Below are 24,770 nucleotides of genomic sequence, written 5' to 3'. Positions count from 1 at the left end.
GAACCGGGAACGACTACTCGCGCGCTGCGGACGTGCTGCTCATGTCCGGGTACCGGTCCCCCGCCACATGTCCCGCGATCGGCTCCAGCAGCGCCAGCTCCTGGTCCGTCAGCGTGAGCCGGGTGGCGGCCACGTTCTCCAGCAGTCGGCTGCTCCTGCGGGTGCCCGGGATCGGCACCACGGCCAGGCCGTGCACCTGGGCCCGCTGCTGCACCCAGGCGAGCGCCACCTGTGCGGCCGACACCCCGTGCGCCGCCGCGATCTTGTGGACGGGCTCCAGCAGGGCGGCGTTCACCTTCGCGTTGTCGCCCGTGAAGCGCGGCTGGAACTGTCGGAAGTCGCCCTTCGACAGGTCCTTGGCCGCGTCCGCGAACGCCCCGGTCAGGAAGCCGCGACCGAGCGGCGAGTACGGCACGAAGGTCACCCCGAGCTCGACGGCGGCGGGCACGGCGCTGCGCTCGACGTCCCGGCTGAAGAGCGACCACTCGGACTGCAGGGCGGCGATCGGATGCACGGTGTACGCCTCCCGCAGCTCCGCGCCGGTCACCTCGCTCAGCCCGAGCTGCTTCACCTTGCCCTGCCGCACCAGCTCGGCCATCGCGCCGACGGACTCGGCCAGCGGGACGGCCGGGTCGCGGCGGTGCATGTAGTACAGGTCGATGACGTCGGTGTTCAGCCGCCGCAGGCTGTTCTCGACGGCCTGGCGGATGTACGCGGGGTCGTTGCGCACGCCTCGGTAGTGCGGGTCGTCGTCCTTGCGCTCTATGGCGAACTTCGTGGCGAGCGTGATCTCGTCCCGGTGTGCCCCGACGAACGGGGCGAGGAACTCCTCGTTGGCGCCGAGACCGTACACATCCGCGGTGTCGAAGAGGGTGACGCCCGCCGCCAGCGCCGTCTCCAGCGTCTCGCGCGCCGCTCCCTCGTCGGTGTCCCCGTAGAACTCGCTCATGCCCATGCAGCCGAGTCCCTGCACACCGACCTGCGGGCCGCCGTTGCCGAGCTCCACCGTGGCGATCTTGTTGTCAGTCATCAGGCACAGGGCCTTTCCGGCGCCCGTCGGGCACCCGCATAGAAGTCGATCTTGTGGTCGAGGACGGCGAGGGTGTCCTGGAGCTCCGCGATCCGCGTCTTCACGTCGCGGCGGGTCGCCTCCAGCAACTCCTGCCGCTCCTCGAAGGTGTGCTCGCCCTCGCGCAGCAGCTCCGCGTACCGGACCATGTCGGCGACCGGCATCCCGGTCAGCCGCAGCTTGCCGACGAACGCCAGCCAGTCCAGGTCACGGTTGGTGAAGCGGCGCTGACCGGTGTGCGACCGGTCGACATGCGGCATCAGCCCGATCCGCTCGTACCAGCGCAGGGTGTGCGCGGTGAGCCCGGTGAAGGCGACGACCTCGCTGATGGTGTAGCGGTCCTGCCCCTGGGGGCGCGGATGTGCCCTGGGCGGCGCCGCGCATACGTCCGTCCTTGCGGAAGAGCTCTCCATCACCGTCATGACCTCCACGCTAGAACCTTGGAGTGCACTCGAAGCAAGCGCAAACGTGGGAGCGGCTCGCGGCGGCCGGTACGGGCCGTGCTCCGGAGCGCCGCCTGCCCCCTCCGGTCTCCTTCCGGTCCGTGGCATGCCCGCGATGACGAACTTCAAAGAGATGGGCGGAGCCGCCGTCGGCGTAGGAGGGTGTCGGTGAGGAACACCTGGTGGCGTAGGTCCCTGTCCTGGTCCAGGGCGGGATGCCAGAGGCGGTCGGTGCCGTGCCGGTAAGCATCGGGGATCTGCCCGAGTGCCTGGTGGAGCACCGCGCGGCCTTGCGGGATCTCCTCCGATTGCCACTGTATGACCAGTCGACCGGCCGTACGGGGCGTCCGGAAGCGGTGGACCTCCGATCTGCGGGGGCCCACCGCTCAACTCGGAGCGCGTCAGCTTCTGCGATCAGGCCGCAGGAGCACGAGGAAGATTCCCACTGTCATCAGCCCCATCGCCACCGCCCACGACGTTCCGCTCTCGGTGCCGGCCCGCGGCCATTCCCACCACTGCGCCGTCGTGCCCTTGGCCCCTGGTGCACCCAGAAGGAAGGCCGGGACTGTCTGCGCGACCGGAAGCAGCCAAGAGAGCCTGAAACCCAACAGGGCAGCGGAGACAGCAGCCAAGCCGGTGAAACCCAGCATGTTCCTGAAGGCCAGTGGGAGGGCATCCAGATCGCCGGACAGGATGAGTGCGACACCTGCCAGGAGCACGGCGATTCCGAACGCCACGGTCAGGTGCCACGCAAGCACACGACGGCGAGGCAGGGCCGCGGCCTGGGAGAAGTCGGCCATGCCGTCGATGGTCGAAACGAGCACTCCGATCGCCAGCAGCAACGGCATGAAGGCAGCGCCGGATGCAGGGATGGGCCTGTCCCCGCTCACGTTGGGAAAGAGGACAGCCTGACCGCCCCACCACGTGAGCGCCGCGGTGCAGCCCACCATGAAAGCCAGGGAGCGCGCGCTGTGGTGCGACCGGAAGTGGCTGTTCAGCGGCGAGAAGCCACGATCGCCGGTCAGCATGGCGCCTGCATCTCACGAGCCCACTGCTTCGCCGGGGCTACTTGATCAGCGCTCGGCAGACTCAGGACGCGACGTACGTCGGACTGCCATCCCGTATCCCCCGAGTACTCGTACGCGGGCAAGGTGCGGGAGCCCGCGGCTCGTGCCTCCAGCCATCCCTCCAGTTGGAGTCCCGCGTACATCTTCCGTTCCGTCTCGGCCTCCGTCTTGCCTTCGCACCAGATCTTGTGCGGGGATGTCAGCTCCAGAAGAGCGGTATGCAGGAGGTCTTTTGGACCGTGGTCCAGCGTGAAGCCGCCCGAGCCGTTCCGCTCCAATCCCTGCTCCGCGTAGCGCTTCGGGGCGGGCAGAACACCCTTCGCAGCCGCGGCTGCTTTCTCCGCCGCGTCGACTGCCTCAGGGAGTCGTTTCGCGTGTTCGGGCCACACGCACACACTGCTTCCCCCGCCTGGCGCGCACACAGGCTTCTCCGCCTGACGGGTCTCCAGGAGATCACTGTCGTTACCAGGCATGGCGGCGATGCAGATCAGCGTGGCCACGGAGAAGAGCCCGCCAGCACTCGCCGCCCCCTTCATGGACCGGTCCCGGCTCTTCAGCGAACTCACGGTGCACATAGCCGCAACAGCGAGCACAGTGACCGCGAGTCGCCACGCCAGATGCGTATCCGACAGACGCACATCGATGGCGTGATAGAAGACGACATTGGTGAGCGGGGAGGACTGCGAGCTGAACACGAGACTGAAGAGCATGAACCCCCCGACAGCCGCAATCGCGCCGGTGAAACGGCTGGGCAGCACTTGCCCGACGAAGTATCCGAGTGCCAGCGCGAATACCACTCCAGAGAGCCCAAAAAGGGCGTACTCGGGCCAGGGTCGGCCGGGCGCCCCGGCCGTGACAATGCATGTGAATGCAGTACAGACGAGATATACGGCGCTGAGCCACACGGCGTCAGCGGTCAGACGTGTCAGTTCCACCTGATACAGGGGGCGCGCAGCGAGAAGTACGTCCGCGCCGCTGCGGCGGATCCGAGAGGCCCGGTGCGCCGCCATACCGACGGCGGCCACCATCAAAGGTATCGCTGCGCGGGTGGCTGCGGCGGAGGTCTCCGGCCAGGAGCCCCGCCAGTCCGCGCCGACGAGAAAAACCATGGCAGCGGCGGCGATGAGCAAAGGCGGCGCCACCCAACGCATGGGAGTGCGGCGGAGTTCGACAAAGAGTCCGGTCATGGAGTATTGGCCCCCTGTGGAGCCTGGCGACCCAGGGCCGATGCGTAGCCCCGTTCCAATGGGGTGTCCCCGGGAGCGTCGGCGGTAGCCAACCTTTCCAGTTCGGCGGGCGCACCCATGAAACGCAGGGTGCCCTCGTACAGAACACCGATCTGCGAGCAGGTATGGGCGACGTCTTCGACCAGGTGGGTGCTGAGCAGGACGCAGCTCTCCCGGGCCAGATCCCGGATGAGCTCCCTGAACCTGACTCTCTGGTGCGGATCAAGCCCCGTAGTCGGCTCGTCGAGGATTACCAGTCGTGGTCGTCCGGCGATCGCCTGGGCAATGCCCGCTCGACGCAACATGCCACCGGAGAGCCTCCGTAGCGGCGTGCCGGCCTGGTCGCCAAGCTCTACCCGTTCGATCGCTTCCGCAGCCTCTTTCGGAATACGATTCCGGGGGATCTCACGCAACCACGCACAATGCCCCACGAAGTCGGTCACTGTGAAATCTGCGGGGTAGGCGAAACTCTGCGGAAGAAACCCGATTTCGCGCCGGGCCGCCCGGAGTTGCTTCGCCGTGGTGACCTCATAACCGAACACGCGAACACTCCCCGAGGCAGGCCGGTTCATCGTGGCGAGACTCCGCAGGAGCGTACTCTTCCCCGCACCGTTGGGGCCAAGGAGGCCGAAGGCGCCGACGTCAAGTTCGAGGTCGAGCCCACGAACAACGGGTTTACGCTTGTACCCTTGGTGGAGGGCATTCACTTCGATCAGTGGCATGTGCGATCCTAGAGATAGCGCTGGGGCGTACTTGCACTACGCCCCAGCGCGGTCATTCAGGCAGCGTCAGAGGAGCTCGACGACAACCCTCTCGATGTTGAAGGTGCAGTCCGGCACATAGACCCGGACCGTGCCGCTCTTCTGGTCGACACGGTCCGAATACTTGTCCGACTCGAAGTCGCACACGGCCTTGGCGCGCCACTTACCGGATCCGGTGCACTCGGCCCAGCCACCCGTGCTGCCGGCGCTGGTCTTGCAGGACAGAGCCTCGGCGCCGGTCTCGCCGGCCGAAGTGGGTGTTGCCCCGAACAGCGGAGTCGCACTGGTCAGCACGGCACCTATGGTTGCAGCTCTCTTACGTATTCAGAATTTCTCTCCTGATCGTGCAGAAGCCCCGAGGGGCTAAGCACCGGTCCATTCCCGGCGTCGAAATGAATGTATGTCACGCACAGGGTTTCGAGGTCACGGATCCGAGATCTTGGCTGGAATCCAGTCATGAGCTTACCAACTGTTGCCAAATTATGCGCAAAAGATCCACACCACGAAACGCCCCTAAGTCCCGTATTGTCCGAACCGGAAGTCGCAAGTGTCCGAAATCGAACCCCCATGACGGAAATCGTGAAGCCAAATAAGATGATTTAAAGCATTTTGACCGTTGCGCGACCCTTATGTAGCTGTCGTCGCGCACCTGTCGGGGATATCGAAATGGCCCTTGGGCGAGGGATCCGAGCACGTCGGGGCACTCACCGTATTGCTTACTCGTTTTGAGGTTCGCCTCGCTGCGGGGGTTGCCATTGCTCACCTTCGGCCGCCAATTGCGGCGACCTCAAGGTGATGCACCGCTCCAGCCGCCGTCAGGGCTCCGGCCGAAGAGCGTCCTGTCGCCCCCGCACTCGTCAAGGACCGCGCCGATTTGCGGCACAGCGCCACGCGTGCGTGTCGGCCGGTCCCGCGGCAAACCGTTTTTACGTTCCGTGGCCGATGGTGGGCAGGTCGGCTGTCCGTCGCTCGACCTCACCGGCCGTCGGCGCGCCGGAGATGCCCGTTACGCTCATACGCATGCAGAGCCTGGCGATGATCGACAACTGGCCCGTCCCCACCGCGGCTGCGGCCGTCGTACGAGCGGACGGCACGGTCGTCGGTGCGCACGGCCCGGCCGCGCACCGCTTCCCGCTCGCCTCCGTCACCAAGCCGATCGCGGCCTACGCGGCGCTCGTGGCGTACGAGGAGGGCGCGGTCGAACTCGACGAACCGGCCGGGCCCGAGGGCTCCACCGTCCGGCATCTGCTCGCGCACACCAGTGGCCTCGCCTTCGACGAGCACCGGGCGACGGCCGCACCCGGCACCCGGCGGCTCTACTCCAACGCGGGCTTCGAGGTCCTCGGCGACCACATAGCCAAGGCCACCGACATCCCGTTCCCGGAGTACGTGCGCCAGGCGGTGCTGGAGCCACTGGGGATGACGGCGACGGCGGTGGACGGCTCGCCCGCCAAGGACGGCGTCTCGACCGTCGACGACCTGGTGCGGTTCGCGGCGGAGGTGCAGGCGCCCCGGCTGCTCCACCCGCGTACGGTGCTGGCCGCGCAGACCGTCGTACACCCCGGCCTGAAGGGCGTGCTGCCCGGCTACGGCCACCAGAACCCCAACGACTGGGGACTCGGCTTCGAGATCCGGGACCACAAGTCACCGCACTGGACGGGCAGTTCCTCGTCCCCCGCGACCTTCGGACACTTCGGACAGTCCGGCACGTTCCTGTGGATCGACCCGGTCGCGGGGGCGGCCTGCGTCGCGCTGACCGACCGCGCCTTCGGCCCGTGGGCGGTGGAGGTGTGGCCGGCGTTCACGGACGCCGTGCTCGCAGAGCTCCGCTCCGGCCGCTGAAAGGCGTCACCCGTCGGCCGCTTTCGTGGCCAGACACTCGAACCACACCGTCTTGCCACGGCCGTCGCGGCGCGGTTCCGCGCCCCAGCGGTCGGTGACGGCGTCGACGAGGACCAGCCCCCTCCCGCCCTCGTCGAGCGCATCGCCCATGACCGCGCGGGGCAGTTCCGGGCAGCCGTCCGCGACCTCGACGCGCACGCCACCGGCCGGGAGCAGGAAGATGAGCGTCTGACACCGGCGGCCGGGAACGTGCCGTACGACATTGGCGATGAGTTCGGTGAGCGCCAACTCCGCCGCGCCGGCCACATCGAGGAGTTCCCAGCCGGTGAGGTAGAGCCGCAGAATGCGGCGCAGATGCCGGGCCGAGTGCTCACCGATCGCGAAGTCGGCGCGGTAGGTCGCCTCCAGGAGATCGTCGGCCTGCGGATCAATTACGTGATTCATGTCACCAGAGTGCAGTGCCGTGATTACGCTCGGCTACGTACGGAAACGAACGCCGTGAGGCGTTGAACGCCGGAGGTGCCCCCCGCCGTGGCCAACATCCAGACTCTCGATCCCAGTGCTTCCCCGTTGGACTACTACGGCTGGGAGCTGCGCCGTCAGAGAGAGGCCCACAACCTCAAACAGGGGCAGCTCGGCGACATCATCTTCTGCACCGGCTCCCTGATCGGCCAGATCGAGACCACGAGGAAGCTACCCACCCGCGACTTCTCCGAGCGGGTGGACGCGGCACTCGGCACGGGCGGCGTTTTCTCGCGCCTCGTCGGCCTGGTTCTGCGCAGCCAGCTGCCGACCTGGTTCCAGCCGTACGCGGACATGGAGGCCCGTGCGGCGTACATCTCCACGTACCAGGCGCAGTTGGTGTACGGGCTGTTGCAGACGGAGGGGTACGCGCGGGCGGTGCTCGCCACCGGTATGCCGGACGACGTCGACGGGCTGCTGGCGGCCCGGATGGAACGCCAGCGCATCCTGGAGCGGGAACGGCCACCGCTCGCCTGGGCCATTCTCGACGAGGCGGTGCTGCACCGGCCGATCGGCGGACGCGAGGTCATGCGGAAGCAACTCGCCCGCCTGTTGGACTACGCCGACCACCGCTGGATGCGGATTCAGGTGTTGCCCTTCGAGGCCGGTGAACACGCGAGCCTGGCTGGGTCGTTCACCACGATGCGCTTCGACGACGATCCTGACATCGTCTACACGGAGGACCTCATCTCCGGCCACATGACCGCCAACCCCGAGACCATCCGGGACGCCGCACGCCGTTACGCTCACTTGCAGGCTGCCGCCCTCTCCGTGGAGGCGTCGGCGGCATTGATCGCCCGCGTGATGGAGGAGCGTTATGGAGACCAGTCGCGACCTGAAGAGCGCGCGGTGGCGTAAGTCGAGTTACAGCGGAAACACCGGCGGCGAATGCGTCGAGTGCACCGTCACCGGCGGCGCCGCCTGGCGCAAGTCGAGCTACAGCGGAAGCACCGGCGGCGAATGCGTCGAGGTGGCCGACGGCCTCCCCTGCGCCATCCCCGTCCGCGACAGCAAGAACCCGGACGGCCCCGTCCTGACCGTCGGGGCCGACGCCTGGCAGAGTTTCGTGGACGGGCTCCGCTGAATTCGCTGCAAGCCCGTACAGCAAAGGGGGTTCGGGATGACCGATGGTCGTCCCGGGCTCCCTTCCGCTCCCCCGTGACGCGTGCCGCCACGGGCAGCATGCGTCATGTCACTGCATGTTCCGCACGTGCGAGTGGTCGTGGGAAGCGGTGCACACGTACAGCTGCAGGCTGTGGCCACGGCCGATGTCGAGCTGCGTGACACGGGCCGGGCCGAGGAAGTGCAGGCCGGTGTAGCCGGCATCCTCGACCGGTCGCCGGCTCCCGCTGCCGCCGTCCCACTCGCTGTCGTCGATGGTGAGCAGCGGGCGGACGTCCGAGCCGTACTCGGGGCAGGCCATGGGGAACGGGTCGGAGAAGCTCCACGGAGCGTGGCCGCCGACCTTGCAGCCCGGGGCAACGCCGAGGTCGTGCTGGTAACAGAAGTCGTGCTCGTCCTCCCAGGCCTCGACCCGCTCCGCCAGCTCCTCGCGCAGCTCGTGCGGGGCCGGGTACTCGGTGACCGTCTCGGGGTGCAGCACGCACGGTTCCGGCAGGTAGTCGTCGTTGCCTATCACCGCGGGCTGCGGGGCAGCGCCGAGCGGATCGTTGACGTCGGCGGCGGTCCGCCGGCGGAGTTCGGCCCGGGGCAGGTGGTCCTCGGCGTGGTCGAACGGGCACCACAGCAGCTGCAGCAGATCAGTACCGTCCGGGAGCGGCAGATCGGGCACGTCCGCGGCGTAGAGCTGGGCCGGCGGCACCATCGGGACCTGGCCGTCCTGGGGGATCCGCGAACTCTTGCCGACGCGGTCGACCGTCGGCGCCCCTCCATACTCAGCAGGTCGACACCTTCCTCCCTGGGCCGGCGCCACGCCTCGGCGAGAATCCTTCGTCGCAACCGGGGTTGACGGCCAATCAGACAGAACTCGTCGAACCGGTATGGACGTTGAGGATCGACAGGTCGGAATTCGGCACCCTCCAGGCTTGACGGCTAACGTCGTTAGCCATAGTTTGGCGCCACGCGGCTAACATCGTTAGCCGTGTCGTCGGTCGCAACGTGAGAGGGCTGCAGTGAACACCGCCACAGCCAGCAGCACCCCGTGCAGCAGTGTCCCGACCCGGCCCTTCCAGGATGCATGGAAGGCGCCGTCGTTCCTCTCCGGGGCGATCACGGTTCCCGGGGAAGAGCGCCGTGGCTGACCGCGCGCAGCAGATCATGGCCGCCGCCCGGGAACTGCTCGACGCCGAAGGTCCGGATGCGTTGTCGATGCGGCGCATCGCCGAGCGTGTCGGCATCCGGGCACCTTCCTTGTACAAGCACTTTCCTGACAAGGCCGCTGTCGAGGCCGGACTCCAAGTGCAGGGGATGACCCAGCTGGCTGAGGAACTGGAGGCCGCCGAAGCCGAGATCGGCGTCGAACCACCCCTGCTCGTGCTCGCCCGCGCCTACCGACGTCACGCTCTCGCCAGCCCGCACCTCTACCGCATCACTCATGGTCGGCCGCTCGTCCGCGCCGCGCTTCCCGAAGGACTCGAAGACCGCGCGGCAACGCCGTTGGCCAACGCGGTGCACGGCGACCTTCACGTCGCGCGCTCGGTCTGGGCATTCGCGCACGGCATGGTCGTGCTCGAACTCGACGGTCGCTTCCCGCCCGGCGCAGACCTGGACGCCGCATGGCGCACCGGCTGCGATGCGTTCGCCCAGGCAATCCGAGACAGGACCCGGGAGGACATCGCATGACCACAATCGCCGAAGAGCCCGCTACCGGCATCACCGTCCGCGCCGCCGGATACGTGCACGCCGCAGCGTGGATTCTCGGGCTCGCCGCCGCATGGGGAGCCACGCCCGAAGTCGGTGACACACACGCCGGGATCGCGACCGCGTACGCCGACCGGCCGGTCCAGGTCGTCGTCCGGGCGCTGCTCGTCCACGGTGTGGCAGCTGCCGCCCTGCTTGTCGTCGGATCCGGACTGCTCGACCGGGCCCGCCGAACCAACAACACTGCGGCTCGCTCGGCCGGATGGGCCGGGAGAGTCGCGGGGGCGCTCGCATGCGCGCAACTCGTCATGGAACTGATCGCGGTGTCTGGAGCCGATCCAGCGTCACCGGGCAGGGCCGGCGCACTGTTCGAGGTGGTTCAGCGTGTGGACGGTGTCAAGATGTTCGCGTTCGCCGTGCTCGCCGCGGCTGCCTGCGCGGCCTCCCGGCACGGCGCGCTGTTGCGGCGTTGGGAGGTCGTCGTCGGCTGGATCCTCGCCGCCACGATCACCGCGTCCGGCATCGGATACCTGCTCCTGTCCACCGCCCTGACCCCGATGGCATTCATCTCCCTGCCCTTGCTGCTGATCTGGATCTCCGCACTCGGCGCAGCCCTCGGACGCCGGCCTCGTCGGGCAGTGAGTGAAACGGAGCGACCATGAATCTCTCCTACCTTCCCAGTCCCTCGACCGGGGTTCTTCACCTTGGCCCGGTTCCGTTGAGGGCGTACGCCTTCTGCATCATCCTGGGCGTGCTCGTGGCCGTCTGGCTCGGCAACCGGCGCTGGGTCGCGCGCGGCGGGGATCAGGGCGTGATCGCGGACGTCACCATCTGGGCAGTGCCGTTCGGTCTCGCCGGCGGACGGCTGTACCACGTGATCACCAGCCCCGACGCGTACTTCGGCGAACGCGGCGAGCCGATCCGAGCGCTGTACGTCTGGGAGGGCGGGCTCGGTATCTGGGGTGCCATCGCCCTGGGCGGGGTCGGCGCGTGGATCGGCTGCCGTCGCCACCGCATCCCCTTCCCCGCCTTCGCGGACGCGGTCGCCCCCGGCACAGCCCTGGCGCAGGCGATCGGCCGCTGGGGCAACTGGTTCAACCAGGAACTCTACGGCCGCCCCACCACGCTCCCCTGGGGCCTGGAGATCGACCGCGCGCACCGTCCGTCCGGCACGCTCGACATCGCGACGTACCACCCCACCTTCCTCTACGAGTCCCTCTGGGACATCGGCGTCGCCGCACTGGTCCTCTGGGCGGCCCGCCGGTTCGCGCTCGGTCACGGCAGGACCTTCGCCCTGTACGTCGCCGCCTACACGGTCGGCCGGTTCTGGACCGAGTACCTGCGCATCGACGAGTCCCACACATTCCTCGGCCTGCGCCTGAACAACTGGACCTCCGTCGTGGTCTTCCTCGGCGCCATCGCCTGCCTCGTCGTATCGGCCCGCCGCCATCCTGGCATCGAGGACGTGTCGCCACCGAGGGACGAGGGCCGCAACGAGAGGGCCGGCGAGCCGCGCCTGGACGTCGCGGTCAAGACAGGAGGAGCGACGCACGATGACAGGTGAGACCGTCAGCGCCACCACGGCCCCGGGCCACCCGGCTCGCCTGCGGCCCCGTGCTGAGTACGGGCCGGTGCCGAACTCTTCTGCCTGATGGACGAGTCCGCGCCGCGGAACGTGGTCGGAGATGCCGAGATCACGTGGGCCCGTACCGGGTCAGGCGGATTCTTCGCCCGGCACCTTGGCGAGCTCCACACCACGCAGGCTGAGCAGCACCACCGCGACGCACCCGCAGGCGAGCGCGATGTCGGCGACGTTACCCACGAAGGGGCCGTAGTCGATGAAGTCCACAACATGCCCGCGGGCCACCCCGGGCTCGCGGAGGAGTCGGTCGCCCAGGTGGGACACCGCACCGCCGAGCAGCGCGCCCAGCACGAGCGCCCAGCCCGCAGAGGCCAGTCGGCGTGCGGTGTAGAGAATGCCGACCACTGCCGCTGCCGCCGCCAAGGTGAACACCCATGTCGCCCCGGTGCCGATGGAGAACGCGGCGCCAGGGTTGTACAGCAGTCGGAAGTGGATCAGAGGGGGGATCACGGCGACGCGCTCGCTGTCGGACAGCGCGGAGACCGCCCACATCTTGGTGAGCTGGTCCACGAGCAGGACCACCGCCGCCAGCATGAGCATCATGCCGTACAGCCGGCCTGAACCCCGCTCCAACCGCATCATCAGGGCCTCCGTGCGTAGCGATGTCCGAACCAGGATTCCCTGAGACTATCGGCCCCTCCTGAGGCGTCTTCCAGCTTTCCCGGACGAAGCCCCGTCGGACTGTCCGGGAACCGCTACTCTCTTCGGCCATGGCCGCCATAGTCCGCGCCGCCGTCTCCGACGTTCCGGCGCTCGCCTCCGTACTCGCCAGTGCCTACGCCGAGGACCCCGTCTGGTCCTGGCTGATGCCGCACGACCGGGACCGGAGGCTGCGGCTGCTGTTCACCGCGCATCTGGCACAGCAGGTCCCGGCGGGCCGGGTGTGGACGGATCCGGAGCGCACGGTGGCGGCGGTGTGGGCGGAGCCCGGGAAGTGGAAGCTGCCGGTGAGCTATCTGCTGCGCAACGCGGGCACGCTCCTGCGGGCGGGCCGGGCCCAACTGCCCCGGACCGGAATGCGGTTGCTCGCGCTGGAGCACCGCCACCCGGCCGAGCCCGCGCACTGGTACGTCGAGTACATCGGCACCCACGCGGACGCGCGTGGCACGGGGCGCGGATCGCAGGTGCTGGGCGGGCTGCTGGAGCAGGCGGACGCGGACGGGCGGCCGGTGTTCCTGGAGTCGAGCAACCGCCGCAACCTGACCTTCTACCGGCGGCACGGCTTCGCGGTGCAGCAGGAGATGTCGTTCCGGTCCGGGCCGCCGATGTGGTCGATGTGGCGCCGGGACACGGACCGGTAGCGCTTCGCTGTCGAGGGTTGTGCGGTGGTCGCGGACGAGTACCGCGGCCCGTGTCGGCGTCCCGCCCGCAACCACGCGGTCATTTCACCGGAATGCCGGCGTCGGCCGCGCCCGGCGACGCCGGGCGCGGCCTCGTGTCACCTCCGCCAGAACAGGTGGTGCGTCACGCCGCTCGGGCTGGGCACGATCTCCAGGTGGTACCGGTCGAGCAGCTCATCGGGCGATTCCCAGAGCCGTACCCCGGATCCGAGCTTCACCGGCGAGACCGCCACATGCAGGGTGTCGACGAGGTCGGCGTCGAGGAACTGCCGGATGGTGGTCGCTCCGCCGCCGAGTCGGACGTCCTTGCCCTGTGCCGCTTCCCGCGCCTGCTCAAGGACCGTGGCAGGGTCGTCGTCGACGAAGTGAAACGTGGTGTCGGAGAGCGTGAACGAAGGACGCTTGTGGTGGGTCATGACGAACACCGGAGTGCGGAACGGGGGCTCGTCCCCCCACCAGCCGCGCCACTCATGGTCCTGCCAGGGCCCGCGCTGGGGCCCGAACTTGTTGCGGCCCATGATCTCGGCGCCGATGTTGCGTGCGTAGTCCCGCGTGAAGTAGTCGTCGAGGCCCCGGCTCCCCCCGGGGTCGGTGCGCATGGGCCAGCTCGCCGTGGCGCCGGCCCAGGAGAACAGCCTCTCCGGATCGACATGGCCGAACGGTCTCTCGAAGCTCTGGTCCTCACCGGCCCCGATTCCGTCACTGGAAACATTGAAATTCTGGACTCTCAGCAGCTGGGCCACGCGTTCCTCCTGCGTTGTCGGTAACAGTGATCAGACTCTTCGGGCCGGCAGAACTCATCGCCGCACCGCGACCGATCCGGATTCGGGCTGCCCGCGGTCCCGCCGACTCAGGCCGACAGTTCCCAGATCAGCACCTCGGCCGCGTCGGCCGCCACCAGTTCCAGTCCCTGTTCCCCCGTGATCCGCGCCGCGTCGCCCGGTCCCAGCTCCTCGTCGCCGATCCCCGCACGCCCCGCCACCACGTGGACGTACGCCCGCGCCGCGTCCGGCACCGCCGTGCGTTCCCCCGCGGCCAGTCTGCGTACGTTCAGCATCGCGCCGGCCGCCGGGAGGGCGTACGGGGTGGAGTCGGCGATGCCGGGAACGATCGTGTACTCGGGCTCGCCACCCGGTTCGAGCGGGGCCAGCCACATCTGAAGGAACGTCAGCGGACCGTCGCCGTCGTTGCGCTCGACGTGACGGACGCCCGCTGCGGCGCTGAGGTGCTGGAGGTCCCCGGCCCGTACGACCGTGGCGTGGCCGGTCGAATCGCGGTGGGTCAGCTCGCCCTCGACGACCCAGGTGACGATCTCCGTGTGGCTGTGCGGGTGTTCGTCGAAGCCCGCGCCGGGGGCGAGCCGCTCCTCGTTGCAGGCCAGCATCGCGCCGAAGCGGAGGTTGTCCGGATCGTAGAAGCCGCCGAAGGAGAAGGCGTGCAGGGACTCGATGCCGGCGGCCTCGTCCCCGCCCGTGAAACGGTCGTCGGAACGCTGAACGGATATCACCCGTCCACGGTAGCCCGGCGCGGGCTGCCCGGGACCGTCCCCGCGGGCCCGCGCCCCTCCACGGCCCCCGTCCGCTACCCGGCAGTACGACCCGCGACAGCCCCGGCTCTCCGTCCACGTGGTCCGATGAGGCAGTCTTGTGTTCGTGCCCCGACCCGATCCTGAGCAGCCCGCTGCGAACGACGCCCACCTGCATGCCGCGACCCTGAAACGGCTGGAGCAGTCCTCCGGCCGCCTGGCCGCCAACGCGATCGCCCGCATGGACGAGACGCTGCCGTGGTACCGGGCGATGCCGCCGGAGAACCGTTCCTGGATCGGCCTGGTGGCCCAGGCCGGGATCGCGGCGTTCACCGAGTGGTTCCGGCATCCGGAGACCCCGCAGGCCATCTCCACCGATGTGTTCGGCACGGCTCCGCGCGAGCTGACCCGGGCGATCACGCTGCGGCAGACCGTCGAGATGGTGCGTACGACGATCGAGGTCATGGAGGCCGCGATCGAGGAGGTCGCCGCGCCCGGCGACGAGTCGGTGCTGCGGGAGGCACTGCTGGTCTACGCGCGGGAGATCGCGTTCGCGACCGCCCAGGTGTACGCGCAGGCCGCCGAGGCCCGCGGCGCCTGGGACGCCCGGCTGGAATCGCTGGTGGTGAACGCGGTGCTGTCCGGCGAGGCCGACGAAGGTGCCGTGTCGCGTGCCGCGGCGCTCGGCTGGAACTCGCCCGAACACGTCTGCGTGGTGCTCGGTACGGCCCCGGACGGCGACAGCGAACTGACCGTGGAGGCGATCCGCCGGGCCGCCCGGCACGCGAAGCTCCAGGTCCTGACCGGGGTGCTCGGCAACCGGCTGGTCGTCATCGCGGGCGGCAGCGACAACCCGCTGCATGTCGCGAAGGCGCTGATCGGCCCGTACGCGGCGGGCCCCGTCGTCGCCGGGCCGGTGGTGCCCGATCTGCTGGCGGCCACCCGGTCCGCGCAGGCCGCCGCCGCCGGGCTGAAGGCGTGCGGTGCCTGGCAGGACGCCCCGCGGCCGGTGCTGGCCGACGATCTGCTGCCGGAGCGCGCGATGGCGGGAGACCCCGCCGCACGGGACCAATTGGTGGAGGAGATCTACAGACCGCTGGAAGAAGCGGGTTCCGCGCTCCTGGAGACACTGAGTGTGTATCTGGAACAGGCGAGCAGCCTGGAAGGCGCGGCGAGGATGCTCTTCGTCCACCCCAACACCGTGCGCTACCGGCTCCGACGTGTGACAGACGTCACCGGATGGTCACCCTCCGATGTCCGCTCGGCGTTTACTCTGCGAATCGCCCTGATTCTGGGGCGCCTGGCCGCCAGGGATCCGCAGTCCTAAACTTTTGTCGGACATCAACAATTCCCCATACGGTTCTTCGTCCCTGTCCCCACGGGCGTTCCGGACCATTCACAAGAGAGAGTGTGAGGGTGCTCGTACTCGTCGCTCCCGGCCAAGGCGCTCAGACGCCCGGCTTCCTGACTCCCTGGCTCGACCTCCCCGGTGCCACCGACCGCATCGCGGCCTGGTCCGACGCCATCGGGCTCGACCTCGCCCACTACGGCACCAAGGCCGACGCGGAGGAGATCCGTGACACCGCGGTGGCGCAGCCGCTGCTGGTCGCCGCCGGTCTGCTGTCCGCCGCCGCACTCAACGCATCGCCTGACATCGTCGCAGGTCACAGCGTTGGCGAGATCACCGCAGCCGCCCTCGCCGTAGTCATCGGCGAGGAGGCCGCGCTGCGTCTCGTCCGTACCCGTGGGCTCGCCATGGCCGACGCCGCCGCGGTCACCGAGACCGGCATGGCCGCGTTGCTGGGCGGCGACCCCGAGGTGACGGTCCCTCATCTGGAGAAGCTCGGCCTGACCCCGGCGAACGTCAACGGGGGCGGCCAGATCGTCGCCGCCGGTACCGCCGCGCAGATCGCCGCGCTGATCGAGGACATGCCCGAGGGCGTGCGCCGCGTGGTGCCCCTCAAGGTCGCCGGTGCCTTCCACACGCACCACATGGCACCCGCCGTCGACCGGCTGCGCGAGGCCGCGATGGCGCTGAAGATCGCCGACCCGACCGTGACGTACGTCTCGAACGCCGACGGGAAGGCCGTCGCCATCGGCGACGAGGTCATCTCCCGGCTGGTCGGCCAGGTGGCCAACCCGGTCCGCTGGGACCTGTGCATGGAGACCTTCAAGGAAATGGGCGTCACGGCTCTCATCGAGGCGTGCCCCGGTGGCACCCTCACGGGTCTCGCCAAGCGCGCGCTGCCCGGTGTGCAGACGCTCGCGCTGAAGACCCCCGACGACCTCGACGCCGCCCGCGCGCTCGTCATCGAGCACGCAGGCGCCTAAGGAGCCCGAGAGCATGTCGAAGATCAAGCCCAGCAAGGGCGCCCCGTACGCACGCATCATGGGTGTCGGCGGCTACCGCCCGACCCGGGTCGTGCCCAACGAGGTGATCCTCGAAACGATCGACTCGTCCGACGAGTGGATCCGCTCGCGCTCCGGCATCGCCACCCGCCACTGGGCGAACGACGAGGAGACCGTCGCCGCGATGTCGATCGAGGCGTCCGGCAAGGCCATCGCCGACGCCGGGATAAGCCCGGACCGGATCGGCGCAGTGGTCGTCTCCACCGTCTCGCACTTCGCGCAGACTCCCGCCATCGCCACCGAGATCGCCGACAGGCTGGGCACCGACAAGGCCGCCGCGTTCGACATCTCGGCCGGCTGCGCCGGCTTCGGGTACGGACTGACCCTCGCCAAGGGCATGATCGTCGAGGGCTCGGCGGAGTACGTCCTGGTCATCGGCGTGGAGCGGCTGTCGGACCTGACCGACCTGGAGGACCGGGCGACGGCCTTCCTGTTCGGTGACGGCGCCGGCGCCGTCGTGGTCGGCCCGTCCGAGGAGCCCGCGATCGGCCCGACCGTGTGGGGTTCCGAGGGCGACAAGGCCGCCACGATCAAGCAGACCGTGTCCTGGGACAAGTTCCACACCGGCGACGTGTCGCAGCTGCCGCTCGACTCCCGGGGCAACGTCAAGTTCCCGGCCATCACGCAGGAGGGCCAGGCGGTCTTCCGCTGGGCCGTCTTCGAGATGGCGAAGGTCGCCCAGCAGGCGCTGGACGCGGCCGGGATCGCCCCGGAAGACCTGGACGTCTTCATTCCGCACCAGGCCAACATGCGGATCATCGACTCGATGGTGAAGACCCTGAAGCTGCCGGAGAGCGTCACGGTCGCCCGTGACGTGGAGACCACCGGCAACACCTCCGCCGCCTCGATTCCGCTCGCCATGGAGCGGCTCCTGGCGACCGGTCAGGCGAAGAGCGGCGACACCGCGCTCGTCATCGGCTTCGGGGCGGGTCTCGTCTACGCCGCGACGGTCGTTACCCTCCCCTAGGCACACCAGGCCTTTTTCGGCCCGGACGCCAGAACCCAGCAGATAAACATCGAAGGAGCGCCAACATGGCCGCCACTCAGGAAGAGATCGTCAAGGGTCTCGCCGAGATCGTCAACGAGATCGCCGGCATCCCGGTCGAGGACGTCCAGCTGGACAAGTCCTTCACCGACGACCTGGACGTCGACTCGCTGTCCATGGTCGAGGTCGTCGTCGCCGCCGAGGAGCGTTTCGACGTCAAGATCCCCGACGAGGACGTCAAGAACCTCAAGACGGTCGGCGACGCTGCCGAGTACATCCTCAAGCACCAGGCCTGATCAGGCCGGCTCTGTGTCGCCACCCGGCGGTGGCGCCGCTGATTCACGACCCTCTACACGTGGAGAAGATTTTCCAGTGAACTCGACCAATCGCACCGTGGTCGTCACCGGTATCGGCGCAACCACTCCGCTGGGTGGCGACTCGGCGTCGACCTGGGAAGGTCTGATGGCCGGTCGTTCCGGCGTCAAGCCTCTCGAGGGCGAACGTTTCGCCGAGTTGCCCGTCAAGATCGCCGCGCTCGCGGCGGTCGACCCGGGCGACGTCCTGCCCCGTCCGCTCGCCCGCAAGCTGGACCGCTCGGCGCAGTTCGCGCTGATCGCGGCCCGCGAGGCCTGGGCGGACGCCGGTTTCACCGGCAAGGCCGGTGAGGACGACGCGATCCGGCCCGAGCGGCTGGGCTCGGTCATCGCCTCCGGTATCGGCGGCGTGATCACCCTGCTCGACCAGTACGACGTGCTCAAGGAGAAGGGCGTACGCCGCGTCTCCCCGCACACCGTGCCCATGCTCATGCCCAACGGCCCGGCCGCCAACGTCGGCCTGGAGGTCAACGCACAGGCCGGTGTGCACACTCCGGTCTCCGCCTGCGCCTCGGGCGCCGAGGCGATCGGGTACGCCGTCGAGATGATCCGCACCGGCCGCGCCGATGTGGTCCTCGCCGGTGGCACCGAGGCGGCGATCCACCCGCTGCCGATCGCCGCGTTCGCCAACATGATGGCGATGTCCAAGAACAACGACGAGCCCGAGAAGGCCTCCCGTCCGTACGACACCCGCCGTGACGGCTTCGTGCTCGGCGAGGGTGCCGGCGTCGTCGTGCTGGAGTCCGCGGAGCACGCCGCCGCGCGTGGCGCCAAGGTCTACTGCGAGGTGCTGGGCCAGGGGCTGTCCGCCGACGCCCACCACATCGCGCAGCCCGAGCCGACGGGTCGCGGCATCGCCGCCGCGCTGCAGAACCTGCTCGACCAGACGGACCTCAAGCCGTCCGAGGTCGTGCACCTGAACGCGCACGCCACCTCGACGCCGCAGGGCGACGTCGCGGAGCTGAAGGCGCTGCGCAAGGTTCTGGGCGACGACCTCGACCATGTCGCGATCTCCGCGACGAAGTCGATGACCGGTCATCTCCTCGGTGGCGCCGGTGGCATCGAGACCGTCGCGACGGTCCTGGCGCTGCACCACCGGATGGCTCCGCCGACGATCAACGTGGAACACCTCGACGCGGAGGTGGAGGCGGACGTCGTGCGCGACACGCCTCGACCGCTGCCGGAGGGGCCGATCGCCGCGATCAACAACTCGTTCGGATTCGGCGGGCACAACGTGGTCCTGGCGTTCCGCAGCGTCTGACCTGCGGTCCGCGCCCCGGTACACCGAAACCCGTCTCCCCAGCCGGGGAGACGGGTTTCGTCCGTTGCACGGGGCGCTTCGGGGGCTGCGCCCCCGGACCCCCGCTCCTCGATCGCCGGAGCGGCTGAATTCCGCGCCCTCACACCACCTGGTGGAGCCACCGCACGGGTGCGCCCTCGCCCGCGTGACGGAAGGGCTCCAGTTCGTCGTCCCACGGCTTGCCGAGCAGCTTGGCGATCTCGGCCTCCAGGTCGGTCTCGCCCCGGACGGAGCGCGCCAGCGCGGCCCGCAGCCGGTCCTCGGGCACCAGGATGTCGCCGTGCATGCCGGTGACGGCGTGAAAGATGCCCAGTTCGGGCGTGGAGCTGTAGCGCTCGCCCTCCGTGGTGGGGCTCGGCTCCGCCGTCACCTCGAAGCGCAGCAGATCCCAGCCGCGCAGCGCGGACGCCAGTTTCGACGCCGTGCCGGGGCGGGCCTGCCAGGAGAACTCGGACCGCCAGGTGCCGGGCGCGGCCGGCTGTCTGATCCAGTCGAGCTGGACGCGCACACCGAGGACGCCCGCCACCGCCCATTCGACATGGGGGCAGAGCGCGCGCGGTGCGGAGTGAACGTACAGAACTCCACGTGTCGTCACCGGGACCTCCAGTGTGGGACGAAGTTCGCCTTCCCCAGCGGCCTCGCGCCCGTACCGTCGCTTCTCGGCCGGCTCCCGAGGTTGTCATCAGTAAACAGCATCGGGGTGAATCTCCTGAAAAGGGGCAGTACGTGACGTGATGTGATTTACAGAAAGCCACCCGAGTGGAGCCGGGCGAGGGTGTGCACCGCTGGTTCGACGAGGAAAAGCTACCGCGCGGCGGCGGTCGAGGTGTGACGTACGGTCGGTCCTGGGCACTTCATTCGCTGAGCTTTCACCCTGCGGGGCACCCGGGCCTCACACCTGGTGCCGCAAGGGATTGCCGGGGGCATAAACGAGGGGAACCAAGGGATGCAGGATCGTTCCGCCCGTCACCGTTCGCGCATCGCGACCGCTGTCCTGGCGTTGGTCTCGCTGCTCGGCGTCGCCGTACTGACCGGCTGCGACGCCGACCGGGACGGGACGACGAAGGGGTCGGCCTCCGGGCAGCGGCACCCGTCCGCCAGGCCCGGTCCGGTCTGGGACCGCAGTCCGGGGTCGGTGGCCGCCGTCGGCGACTCCATCACCCGCGGCTTCGACGCCTGTTCGGTGCTGGCCGACTGCCCCGAGGTGTCCTGGGCGACCGGCACGGACAGTGAGGTGCGCAGCCTCGCCGTGCGGCTGCTCGGTGAGTCGGGGGCCGCCGCGCGCAGCTGGAACCACGCCGCGACGGGGGCCAGGATCGCTCAGCTGCCGGAGCAGATGGCGCTGGCGGCGAAGGAGAAGCCGGATCTGGTGACGGTGATGATCGGCGCCAATGACGCCTGCCGGGACTCGGCACGGATCATGACGCCGGTGGCGGATTTCCGGTCGTCCTTCGAGGCGGCGATGCGTCAGTTGCGGGCCGGGGCACCGAAGGCGCAGGTGTACGTGTCGAGCGTGCCGGATCTCATGCGGCTCTGGCAGACGGGGCGCGGCAACGCGCTGGGCAAGCAGATCTGGAAGCTGGGGATCTGTCAGTCGATGCTGGGCGACGCGGACGACATGGGCGCGCAGGCCGTGGCCCGGCGCGCCTCGGTGCAGGAGCGGGTCGTGGCGTACAACGGGGTGCTGCGGGAGGTCTGCGCGAAGGATCTGCGCTGCCGTTACGACGGCGGTGCGGTCTACGACTACCGGTTCACCGGCAAGCAGCTCAGCCAGTGGGACTGGTTCCATCCGGGGCGCAACGGACAGGCGCGGCTGGCGGAGATCGCCTACCGCAATGTCACCGCGGCCCGGCCGCCCGCGTAGGCTCCGTGATCATGGACACGGGTTCGAACACAGTGCTGCGTACGGAAGAGTTCGGCACCCTCGCGGACGGTGCCGTCGTGCACCGCTGGACGCTGGAGCGGGACGGTACGCGGGTGCGCGTCCTGACGTACGGCGGCATCGTGCAGTCGGTCGAGGTGCCGGACCGGGACGGGGCGCGGGCGGATGTCGCGCTCGGGCTGCCGGACCTGGCCGGGTACGAGACGTTCTCCGGCCCCTACTTCGGGGCGCTGGTCGGGCGGTACGCGAACCGGATCGGCGGTGCCTGTTTCGAGCTGGACGGGCACACGCACCGGTTGACGCGGAACGAGGGGCGCAACCATGTGCACGGCGGGGCCAGGGGCTTCGACAAGCGCGTGTGGCGGGCGCGTGGAGTGGCCGACGGCGTCGAGCTGTCCCTGGTCTCCGAGGACGGCGAGGAGGGCTTCCCGGGGCGTCTGTCGGTGTCGGCGACGTACGCGCTGGACGAGGGCGGGGCGCTGCGGATCGCGTACCGGGCGACGACGGACGCCCCGACGGTGCTGAACCTGACGAATCACACGTACTGGAATCTCGCGGGCGCCGACAGCGGCAGCGCGCTCGGGCAGGTGCTGCGGATCGCGGCCGGGCGGATCACTCCGGCGGACGCCGAGTCGCTGCCGACGGGCGAGTTCCTGCCGGTGGACGGGACCCGGTTCGACTTCCGTGAGCCGAAGCCGGTGGGGGCGGGCTACGACCACAACTTCGTACTGGACGGGGCCGGGCCCGCGGCCGAGCTGTACGACGCGGCGTCGGGGCGGGTCCTGACCGTCACCACGACGGAACCGGGCATGCAGCTGTACACGGCGGACCACTTCGACGGCCGGCCGTTCGGCCCGTGCGCCGGGATCGCGCTGGAGACCCAGCACTTCCCGGACTCCCCGAACCGGCCCGGGTTCCCGAGCACGGTGCTGCGGCCGGGCGAGGAGTACGTCTCGACGACGGTGTACGGATTCGCGGTGCGCTGAGCGGGGAAGGGCCTCGCGGCGGCGTCGGATGCCGCTGAGCGGGGCCCTCCCGTTCTTCCGTGGCCCCGCTACTCCTTGGCCTCCACGGCCGCCGTCAGACGTACGTCACCGAGCGAACGGGCCGCCTGCACCTCGTACGTGCCGGGGACGAGAGTCCAGTCGTACGCCGTCTCGTCCCAGATCTCGTACGCGCGCCGCTCCAGTGCGATCACCGCTTCGACGCTCTCGCCGGGCGCCGCCTCGACCCGCGCGAAACCGGCCAGCCAGCGGACCGGGCGTTCGGCGGTGTCGTCCCGGGGGGCCAGGTAGAGCTGGACGGTCTCGGCGCCCGGCCGGGTACCGGTGTTGCGGAGGCGGACGGTGGCGGAGTCGGGGCCGGCCGTCAGGCTCTCGTACTCCCAGGTGGTGTAGCCGAGTCCGTGGCCGAAGGGGTACGCGGGCGCGGTACCTGCCTTCTCCCAGGCCCGGTAGCCGACGAAGACTCCCTCCTCGTAGCGGAGTTCGCCGTCGGTGGGCGTGGTGTTGGAGACCGGGACGTCGGCGAGCGCGACCGGCCACGTGGTGGGGAGGCGGCCGCCGGGCTCCTCGGCGCCGAGCAGGACGTCGGCCAGCGCGTGGCCGGCCTCCTGGCCGGGGAACCAGCTGAGCAGGACGGCGGAGACCTCCTCGCGCCACGGAAGCTCCACCGGGGAACCGGAGTTGACGATCACTACGGTGTTCGGGTTGACGGCGGCGACGGCCCTGACCAGGTCGTCCTGGTGGCCGGGGAGCCTGAGGTCGGTGCGGTCGAAGCCTTCCGACTCCACGCGTTCGGTCGTGCCGACGACGACGATCGCGGTGTCCGCGCCACGGGCCGCCTCGACCGCCTCGGCAATCAGTTCGCCGGGGTCGCGGCGCGGCCCGAGGTGGCACAAGGCGAACGAGACGCCGGAGATCGGCGCGTCCTCGCCCAGGGTGTCGGGGATCTGCCGCAGCGACACCTCGACGGGTTCGCCCGCGGTGAGGATGATCCGGCCGCGCTCCAGGGGGTTGCCGAAGAACGCCTCGCCGGGGTCGGTGGACCCGGTGACCCGGTGCACCTCGTCGTACAGGGTCTCGCCCGCGACGGTGAGGGTGAGCGCTCCGGTGCCGCGGGTGCCGAAGACGTGCTCGCCGTCGTCGCGCGGGACGAAGGTGCCGGTGATCTCGACGCTGTGCAGCGTCTCGGGGGTCACGCCCGAGGGGAAGTCGGTGCCGGTCCATTGGAGGGTGCCGCCACGCAGCGGGGCCGAGCCGATGACGGTGCCGGAGGCGTCGTGGCAGACGGCCCTCAGCTCGAAGCCCTGCTCGGCGGGGGCGAGTTCGTTGTTCGGGTCGGCGCCGACCCGGTAGTCGAGCACGTCCTCGGGGAGGGCGGCGGTGAGGCCGTCCAACGGCGAGACGATGTGGTGCGGGAAGACCTGGGCGGAGCCGCCGCCGAGGACCCGGGCGTCCCGGGCGAGCGCCCCGCTGAGCGCGACCTTGCGCACGGCGGCCGGGTCGACGGGGAGCGCGGCGCGTTCGTTGCGCACGAGGACGAAGGAGCGGCGGGCGATCTCGCGGGCCAGCGCGTCGCCGTCGACGGTCGCGGGGTGCGCCGCCTCGTCGACGGCGGGCGGGGCGCCGTCCAGGACGCCGACGCGGGCGGCCAGCCGCAGCACGTTCCGTACGGCCCCGTCGACGACGGACTCCTCGACCTCACCGGCGCGCACGGCGTCGGCGAGCGCCTTGCCGTAGACGGTCTTCGGGCCCGGCATGGCGACGTCGAGGCCGCCGTTCGCGGCGGCGACGGTGGAGCGGGCGGCCAGCCAGTCGGAGACGATGTAGCCGTCGAAGCCCCATTCGCCGCGCAGCACCGCGTTCTGCAGATAGCGGTGCTCGGTCATGGTGGAGCCGTTGACCCGGTTGTAGGCGGCCATGATGCCCCAGGGGTGGGCGTTCTTGACGATGCGTTCGAACGGGGCGAGGTAGATCTCGCGCAGGGTGCGCGGGGCCACGAGGTTGTCGACGGTGAAGCGTTCGGTCTCGGCATCGTTGGCGACGAAGTGCTTGACGGTGGTTCCGACACCGCCGTCCTGCACACCCCGCACATAACCGGTGCCGATCTCGCCGGTGAGGTACGGGTCCTCGCTGTACGTCTCGAAATGGCGCCCGCCGAGCGGGGAACGGTGGAGGTTCACGGTCGGGGCGAGGAGTACGTGCACTCCCTTGCGGCGGGCCTCCTGCGCCAGCAGCCGGCCGGCCCGGCGGGCCAGGTCCGGGTCCCAGGTCGCGGCGAGCGCGGTGGGTGAGGGCAGCGCGACGGAGGGGTCGTCGGCGTTCCAGGCGACCCCGCGGACGCCGATCGGCCCGTCGGACATCACCAGGGAGCGCAGTCCGACGGCGGGCAGCGCGGGCAGCGACCACATGTCCTGCCCGGCCAGCAGCCGCGTCTTGTCGTCGAGCCCGAGTGCGGACAGTGCCGCTTCGACCGCGGCGTCGCGGGCCGCATCGGGGTGGGTGGGGGTGGACGCGCCTGCCACGGCCGTACCTCCTCGTCGGTGTCCTGCACTGAATGTC

General features: G+C 69.7%; 27 protein-coding genes. 14 read left to right on the top strand and 13 right to left on the bottom strand.

Annotation, left to right across the window (positions count from 1 at the left end):
• Positions 1-13 precede the first annotated feature (13 nt).
• From ACIOHC_RS03000 to ACIOHC_RS02975, 6 genes are all read right to left on the bottom strand, one after another.
• Positions 14-1,030, bottom strand: coding sequence for an aldo/keto reductase (locus tag ACIOHC_RS03000; protein ID WP_351075778.1), 1,017 nt, complete (start codon positions 1,028-1,030; stop codon positions 14-16).
• On the bottom strand, positions 1,030-1,491 hold the full coding sequence (locus ACIOHC_RS02995) for a MerR family transcriptional regulator (RefSeq protein WP_351075775.1): 462 nt from the start codon (positions 1,489-1,491) through the stop codon (positions 1,030-1,032). Before ACIOHC_RS02995 ends, ACIOHC_RS03000 begins: the two co-directional genes overlap by 1 nt.
• A 422-nt stretch (positions 1,492-1,913) precedes the next feature.
• Positions 1,914-2,540 (bottom strand): hypothetical protein, encoded by a 627-nt coding sequence (locus ACIOHC_RS02990; RefSeq protein ID WP_351075772.1) that lies wholly within the window; start codon positions 2,538-2,540, stop codon positions 1,914-1,916.
• On the bottom strand, positions 2,534-3,709 hold the full coding sequence (locus tag ACIOHC_RS02985) for a hypothetical protein (protein WP_351075769.1): 1,176 nt from the start codon (positions 3,707-3,709) through the stop codon (positions 2,534-2,536). Before ACIOHC_RS02985 ends, ACIOHC_RS02990 begins: the two co-directional genes overlap by 7 nt.
• Before the next feature lie 53 nt (positions 3,710-3,762).
• Complete coding sequence (locus tag ACIOHC_RS02980) at positions 3,763-4,527, bottom strand: ATP-binding cassette domain-containing protein (RefSeq protein ID WP_401841118.1); 765 nt, start codon at positions 4,525-4,527, stop codon at positions 3,763-3,765.
• 66 nt (positions 4,528-4,593) lie between these two features.
• Positions 4,594-4,860, bottom strand: a complete 267-nt coding sequence (locus ACIOHC_RS02975) for a hypothetical protein (protein ID WP_401841116.1) — start codon at positions 4,858-4,860, stop codon at positions 4,594-4,596.
• A 726-nt stretch (positions 4,861-5,586) separates the two neighbouring features.
• Between ACIOHC_RS02975 and ACIOHC_RS02970 the strand changes: the two genes are divergently transcribed.
• Complete coding sequence (locus ACIOHC_RS02970) at positions 5,587-6,408, top strand: serine hydrolase domain-containing protein (RefSeq protein WP_401841114.1); 822 nt, start codon at positions 5,587-5,589, stop codon at positions 6,406-6,408.
• A gap of 6 nt (positions 6,409-6,414) precedes the next feature.
• On the opposite strand, the gene ACIOHC_RS02965 is transcribed toward ACIOHC_RS02970, so the two are convergent.
• On the bottom strand, positions 6,415-6,852 hold the full coding sequence (locus ACIOHC_RS02965; RefSeq protein WP_401841113.1) for an ATP-binding protein: 438 nt from the start codon (positions 6,850-6,852) through the stop codon (positions 6,415-6,417).
• An 87-nt stretch (positions 6,853-6,939) separates the two neighbouring features.
• On the opposite strand from ACIOHC_RS02965, the gene ACIOHC_RS02960 reads away from it, so the two are divergent.
• Both ACIOHC_RS02960 and ACIOHC_RS02955 read left to right on the top strand, forming a co-directional pair.
• Positions 6,940-7,788, top strand: a complete 849-nt coding sequence (locus ACIOHC_RS02960; protein ID WP_401841111.1) for a helix-turn-helix transcriptional regulator — start codon at positions 6,940-6,942, stop codon at positions 7,786-7,788.
• A complete protein-coding gene (locus tag ACIOHC_RS02955) occupies positions 7,748-8,014 on the top strand; it encodes a DUF397 domain-containing protein (RefSeq protein WP_351075753.1) in 267 nt (88 codons plus the stop codon). Before ACIOHC_RS02960 ends, ACIOHC_RS02955 begins: the two co-directional genes overlap by 41 nt.
• Before the next feature lie 108 nt (positions 8,015-8,122).
• On the opposite strand, the gene ACIOHC_RS02950 is transcribed toward ACIOHC_RS02955, so the two are convergent.
• Positions 8,123-8,755: a non-ribosomal peptide synthetase gene (locus ACIOHC_RS02950; RefSeq protein ID WP_351075750.1), complete on the bottom strand. Its 633-nt coding sequence runs from the start codon at positions 8,753-8,755 to the stop codon at positions 8,123-8,125.
• A gap of 452 nt (positions 8,756-9,207) precedes the next feature.
• On the opposite strand from ACIOHC_RS02950, the gene ACIOHC_RS02945 reads away from it, so the two are divergent.
• Genes ACIOHC_RS02945 through lgt form a run of 3 tightly spaced genes read left to right on the top strand, consistent with a single transcriptional unit; the run spans position 9,208 to position 11,314 of the window.
• On the top strand, positions 9,208-9,732 hold the full coding sequence (locus ACIOHC_RS02945; protein ID WP_401841228.1) for a TetR/AcrR family transcriptional regulator: 525 nt from the start codon (positions 9,208-9,210) through the stop codon (positions 9,730-9,732).
• Positions 9,729-10,412, top strand: a complete 684-nt coding sequence (locus tag ACIOHC_RS02940) for a hypothetical protein (protein ID WP_401841108.1) — start codon at positions 9,729-9,731, stop codon at positions 10,410-10,412. The genes ACIOHC_RS02945 and ACIOHC_RS02940 overlap by 4 nt, the downstream gene beginning before the upstream one ends.
• Positions 10,409-11,314 carry a prolipoprotein diacylglyceryl transferase gene (lgt, locus tag ACIOHC_RS02935; RefSeq protein WP_401841106.1) on the top strand — a complete coding sequence of 302 codons (906 nt, stop codon included), beginning with the start codon at positions 10,409-10,411 and terminating at the stop codon, positions 11,312-11,314. The genes ACIOHC_RS02940 and lgt overlap by 4 nt, the downstream gene beginning before the upstream one ends.
• 150 nt (positions 11,315-11,464) lie before the next feature.
• On the opposite strand, the gene ACIOHC_RS02930 is transcribed toward lgt, so the two are convergent.
• A complete protein-coding gene (locus tag ACIOHC_RS02930; RefSeq protein ID WP_351075740.1) occupies positions 11,465-11,974 on the bottom strand; it encodes a signal peptidase II in 510 nt (169 codons plus the stop codon).
• Between the two features lie 128 nt (positions 11,975-12,102).
• On the opposite strand from ACIOHC_RS02930, the gene ACIOHC_RS02925 reads away from it, so the two are divergent.
• Positions 12,103-12,693, top strand: a complete 591-nt coding sequence (locus ACIOHC_RS02925) for a GNAT family N-acetyltransferase (protein ID WP_351075737.1) — start codon at positions 12,103-12,105, stop codon at positions 12,691-12,693.
• A 137-nt stretch (positions 12,694-12,830) separates the two neighbouring features.
• On the opposite strand, the gene ACIOHC_RS02920 is transcribed toward ACIOHC_RS02925, so the two are convergent.
• Entirely contained in the window at positions 12,831-13,475 is a 645-nt protein-coding gene (locus ACIOHC_RS02920; RefSeq protein WP_351075734.1) for a dihydrofolate reductase family protein, read from the bottom strand.
• A gap of 107 nt (positions 13,476-13,582) precedes the next feature.
• Complete coding sequence (locus ACIOHC_RS02915; RefSeq protein WP_351075731.1) at positions 13,583-14,239, bottom strand: pirin family protein; 657 nt, start codon at positions 14,237-14,239, stop codon at positions 13,583-13,585.
• Between the two features lie 145 nt (positions 14,240-14,384).
• On the opposite strand from ACIOHC_RS02915, the gene ACIOHC_RS02910 reads away from it, so the two are divergent.
• The 5 genes from ACIOHC_RS02910 to fabF all read left to right on the top strand — a co-directional run bounded on the left by ACIOHC_RS02910 (position 14,385) and on the right by fabF (position 19,286).
• A complete protein-coding gene (locus tag ACIOHC_RS02910) occupies positions 14,385-15,584 on the top strand; it encodes a helix-turn-helix domain-containing protein (RefSeq protein ID WP_351075729.1) in 1,200 nt (399 codons plus the stop codon).
• An 89-nt stretch (positions 15,585-15,673) separates the two neighbouring features.
• The gene (locus tag ACIOHC_RS02905) at positions 15,674-16,588 is read left to right on the top strand and encodes an ACP S-malonyltransferase (protein ID WP_401841101.1); all 915 of its coding nucleotides are present in this window, start codon (positions 15,674-15,676) and stop codon (positions 16,586-16,588) included.
• A gap of 13 nt (positions 16,589-16,601) precedes the next feature.
• On the top strand, positions 16,602-17,633 hold the full coding sequence (locus ACIOHC_RS02900; protein WP_401841099.1) for a ketoacyl-ACP synthase III: 1,032 nt from the start codon (positions 16,602-16,604) through the stop codon (positions 17,631-17,633).
• Between the two features lie 65 nt (positions 17,634-17,698).
• The gene (locus ACIOHC_RS02895) at positions 17,699-17,947 is read left to right on the top strand and encodes an acyl carrier protein (protein ID WP_351075721.1); all 249 of its coding nucleotides are present in this window, start codon (positions 17,699-17,701) and stop codon (positions 17,945-17,947) included.
• A 76-nt stretch (positions 17,948-18,023) separates the two neighbouring features.
• Entirely contained in the window at positions 18,024-19,286 is a 1,263-nt protein-coding gene (fabF, locus tag ACIOHC_RS02890; RefSeq protein ID WP_401841097.1) for a beta-ketoacyl-ACP synthase II, read from the top strand.
• A 139-nt stretch (positions 19,287-19,425) separates the two neighbouring features.
• Here fabF and ACIOHC_RS02885 read toward each other — a convergent pair whose 3' ends face one another.
• Positions 19,426-19,920, bottom strand: a complete 495-nt coding sequence (locus tag ACIOHC_RS02885; protein ID WP_351075717.1) for a DUF3145 domain-containing protein — start codon at positions 19,918-19,920, stop codon at positions 19,426-19,428.
• Positions 19,921-20,271: 351 nt separating this feature from the next.
• Between ACIOHC_RS02885 and ACIOHC_RS02880 the strand changes: the two genes are divergently transcribed.
• Positions 20,272-21,189, top strand: a complete 918-nt coding sequence (locus ACIOHC_RS02880; RefSeq protein ID WP_351075714.1) for an SGNH/GDSL hydrolase family protein — start codon at positions 20,272-20,274, stop codon at positions 21,187-21,189.
• A gap of 11 nt (positions 21,190-21,200) precedes the next feature.
• Complete coding sequence (locus ACIOHC_RS02875; RefSeq protein ID WP_401841094.1) at positions 21,201-22,193, top strand: aldose epimerase family protein; 993 nt, start codon at positions 21,201-21,203, stop codon at positions 22,191-22,193.
• Positions 22,194-22,261: 68 nt separating this feature from the next.
• On the opposite strand, the gene ACIOHC_RS02870 is transcribed toward ACIOHC_RS02875, so the two are convergent.
• Entirely contained in the window at positions 22,262-24,733 is a 2,472-nt protein-coding gene (locus tag ACIOHC_RS02870; protein ID WP_351075708.1) for a glycoside hydrolase family 3 C-terminal domain-containing protein, read from the bottom strand.
• Positions 24,734-24,770: the final 37 nt, after the last annotated feature.

The organism is Streptomyces sp. NPDC088252 (genome assembly GCF_044740965.1).
Classification (GTDB): Bacteria; Actinomycetota; Actinomycetes; order Streptomycetales; family Streptomycetaceae; genus Streptomyces.
This window is presented reverse-complemented; position numbering and strand designations above follow the sequence as displayed.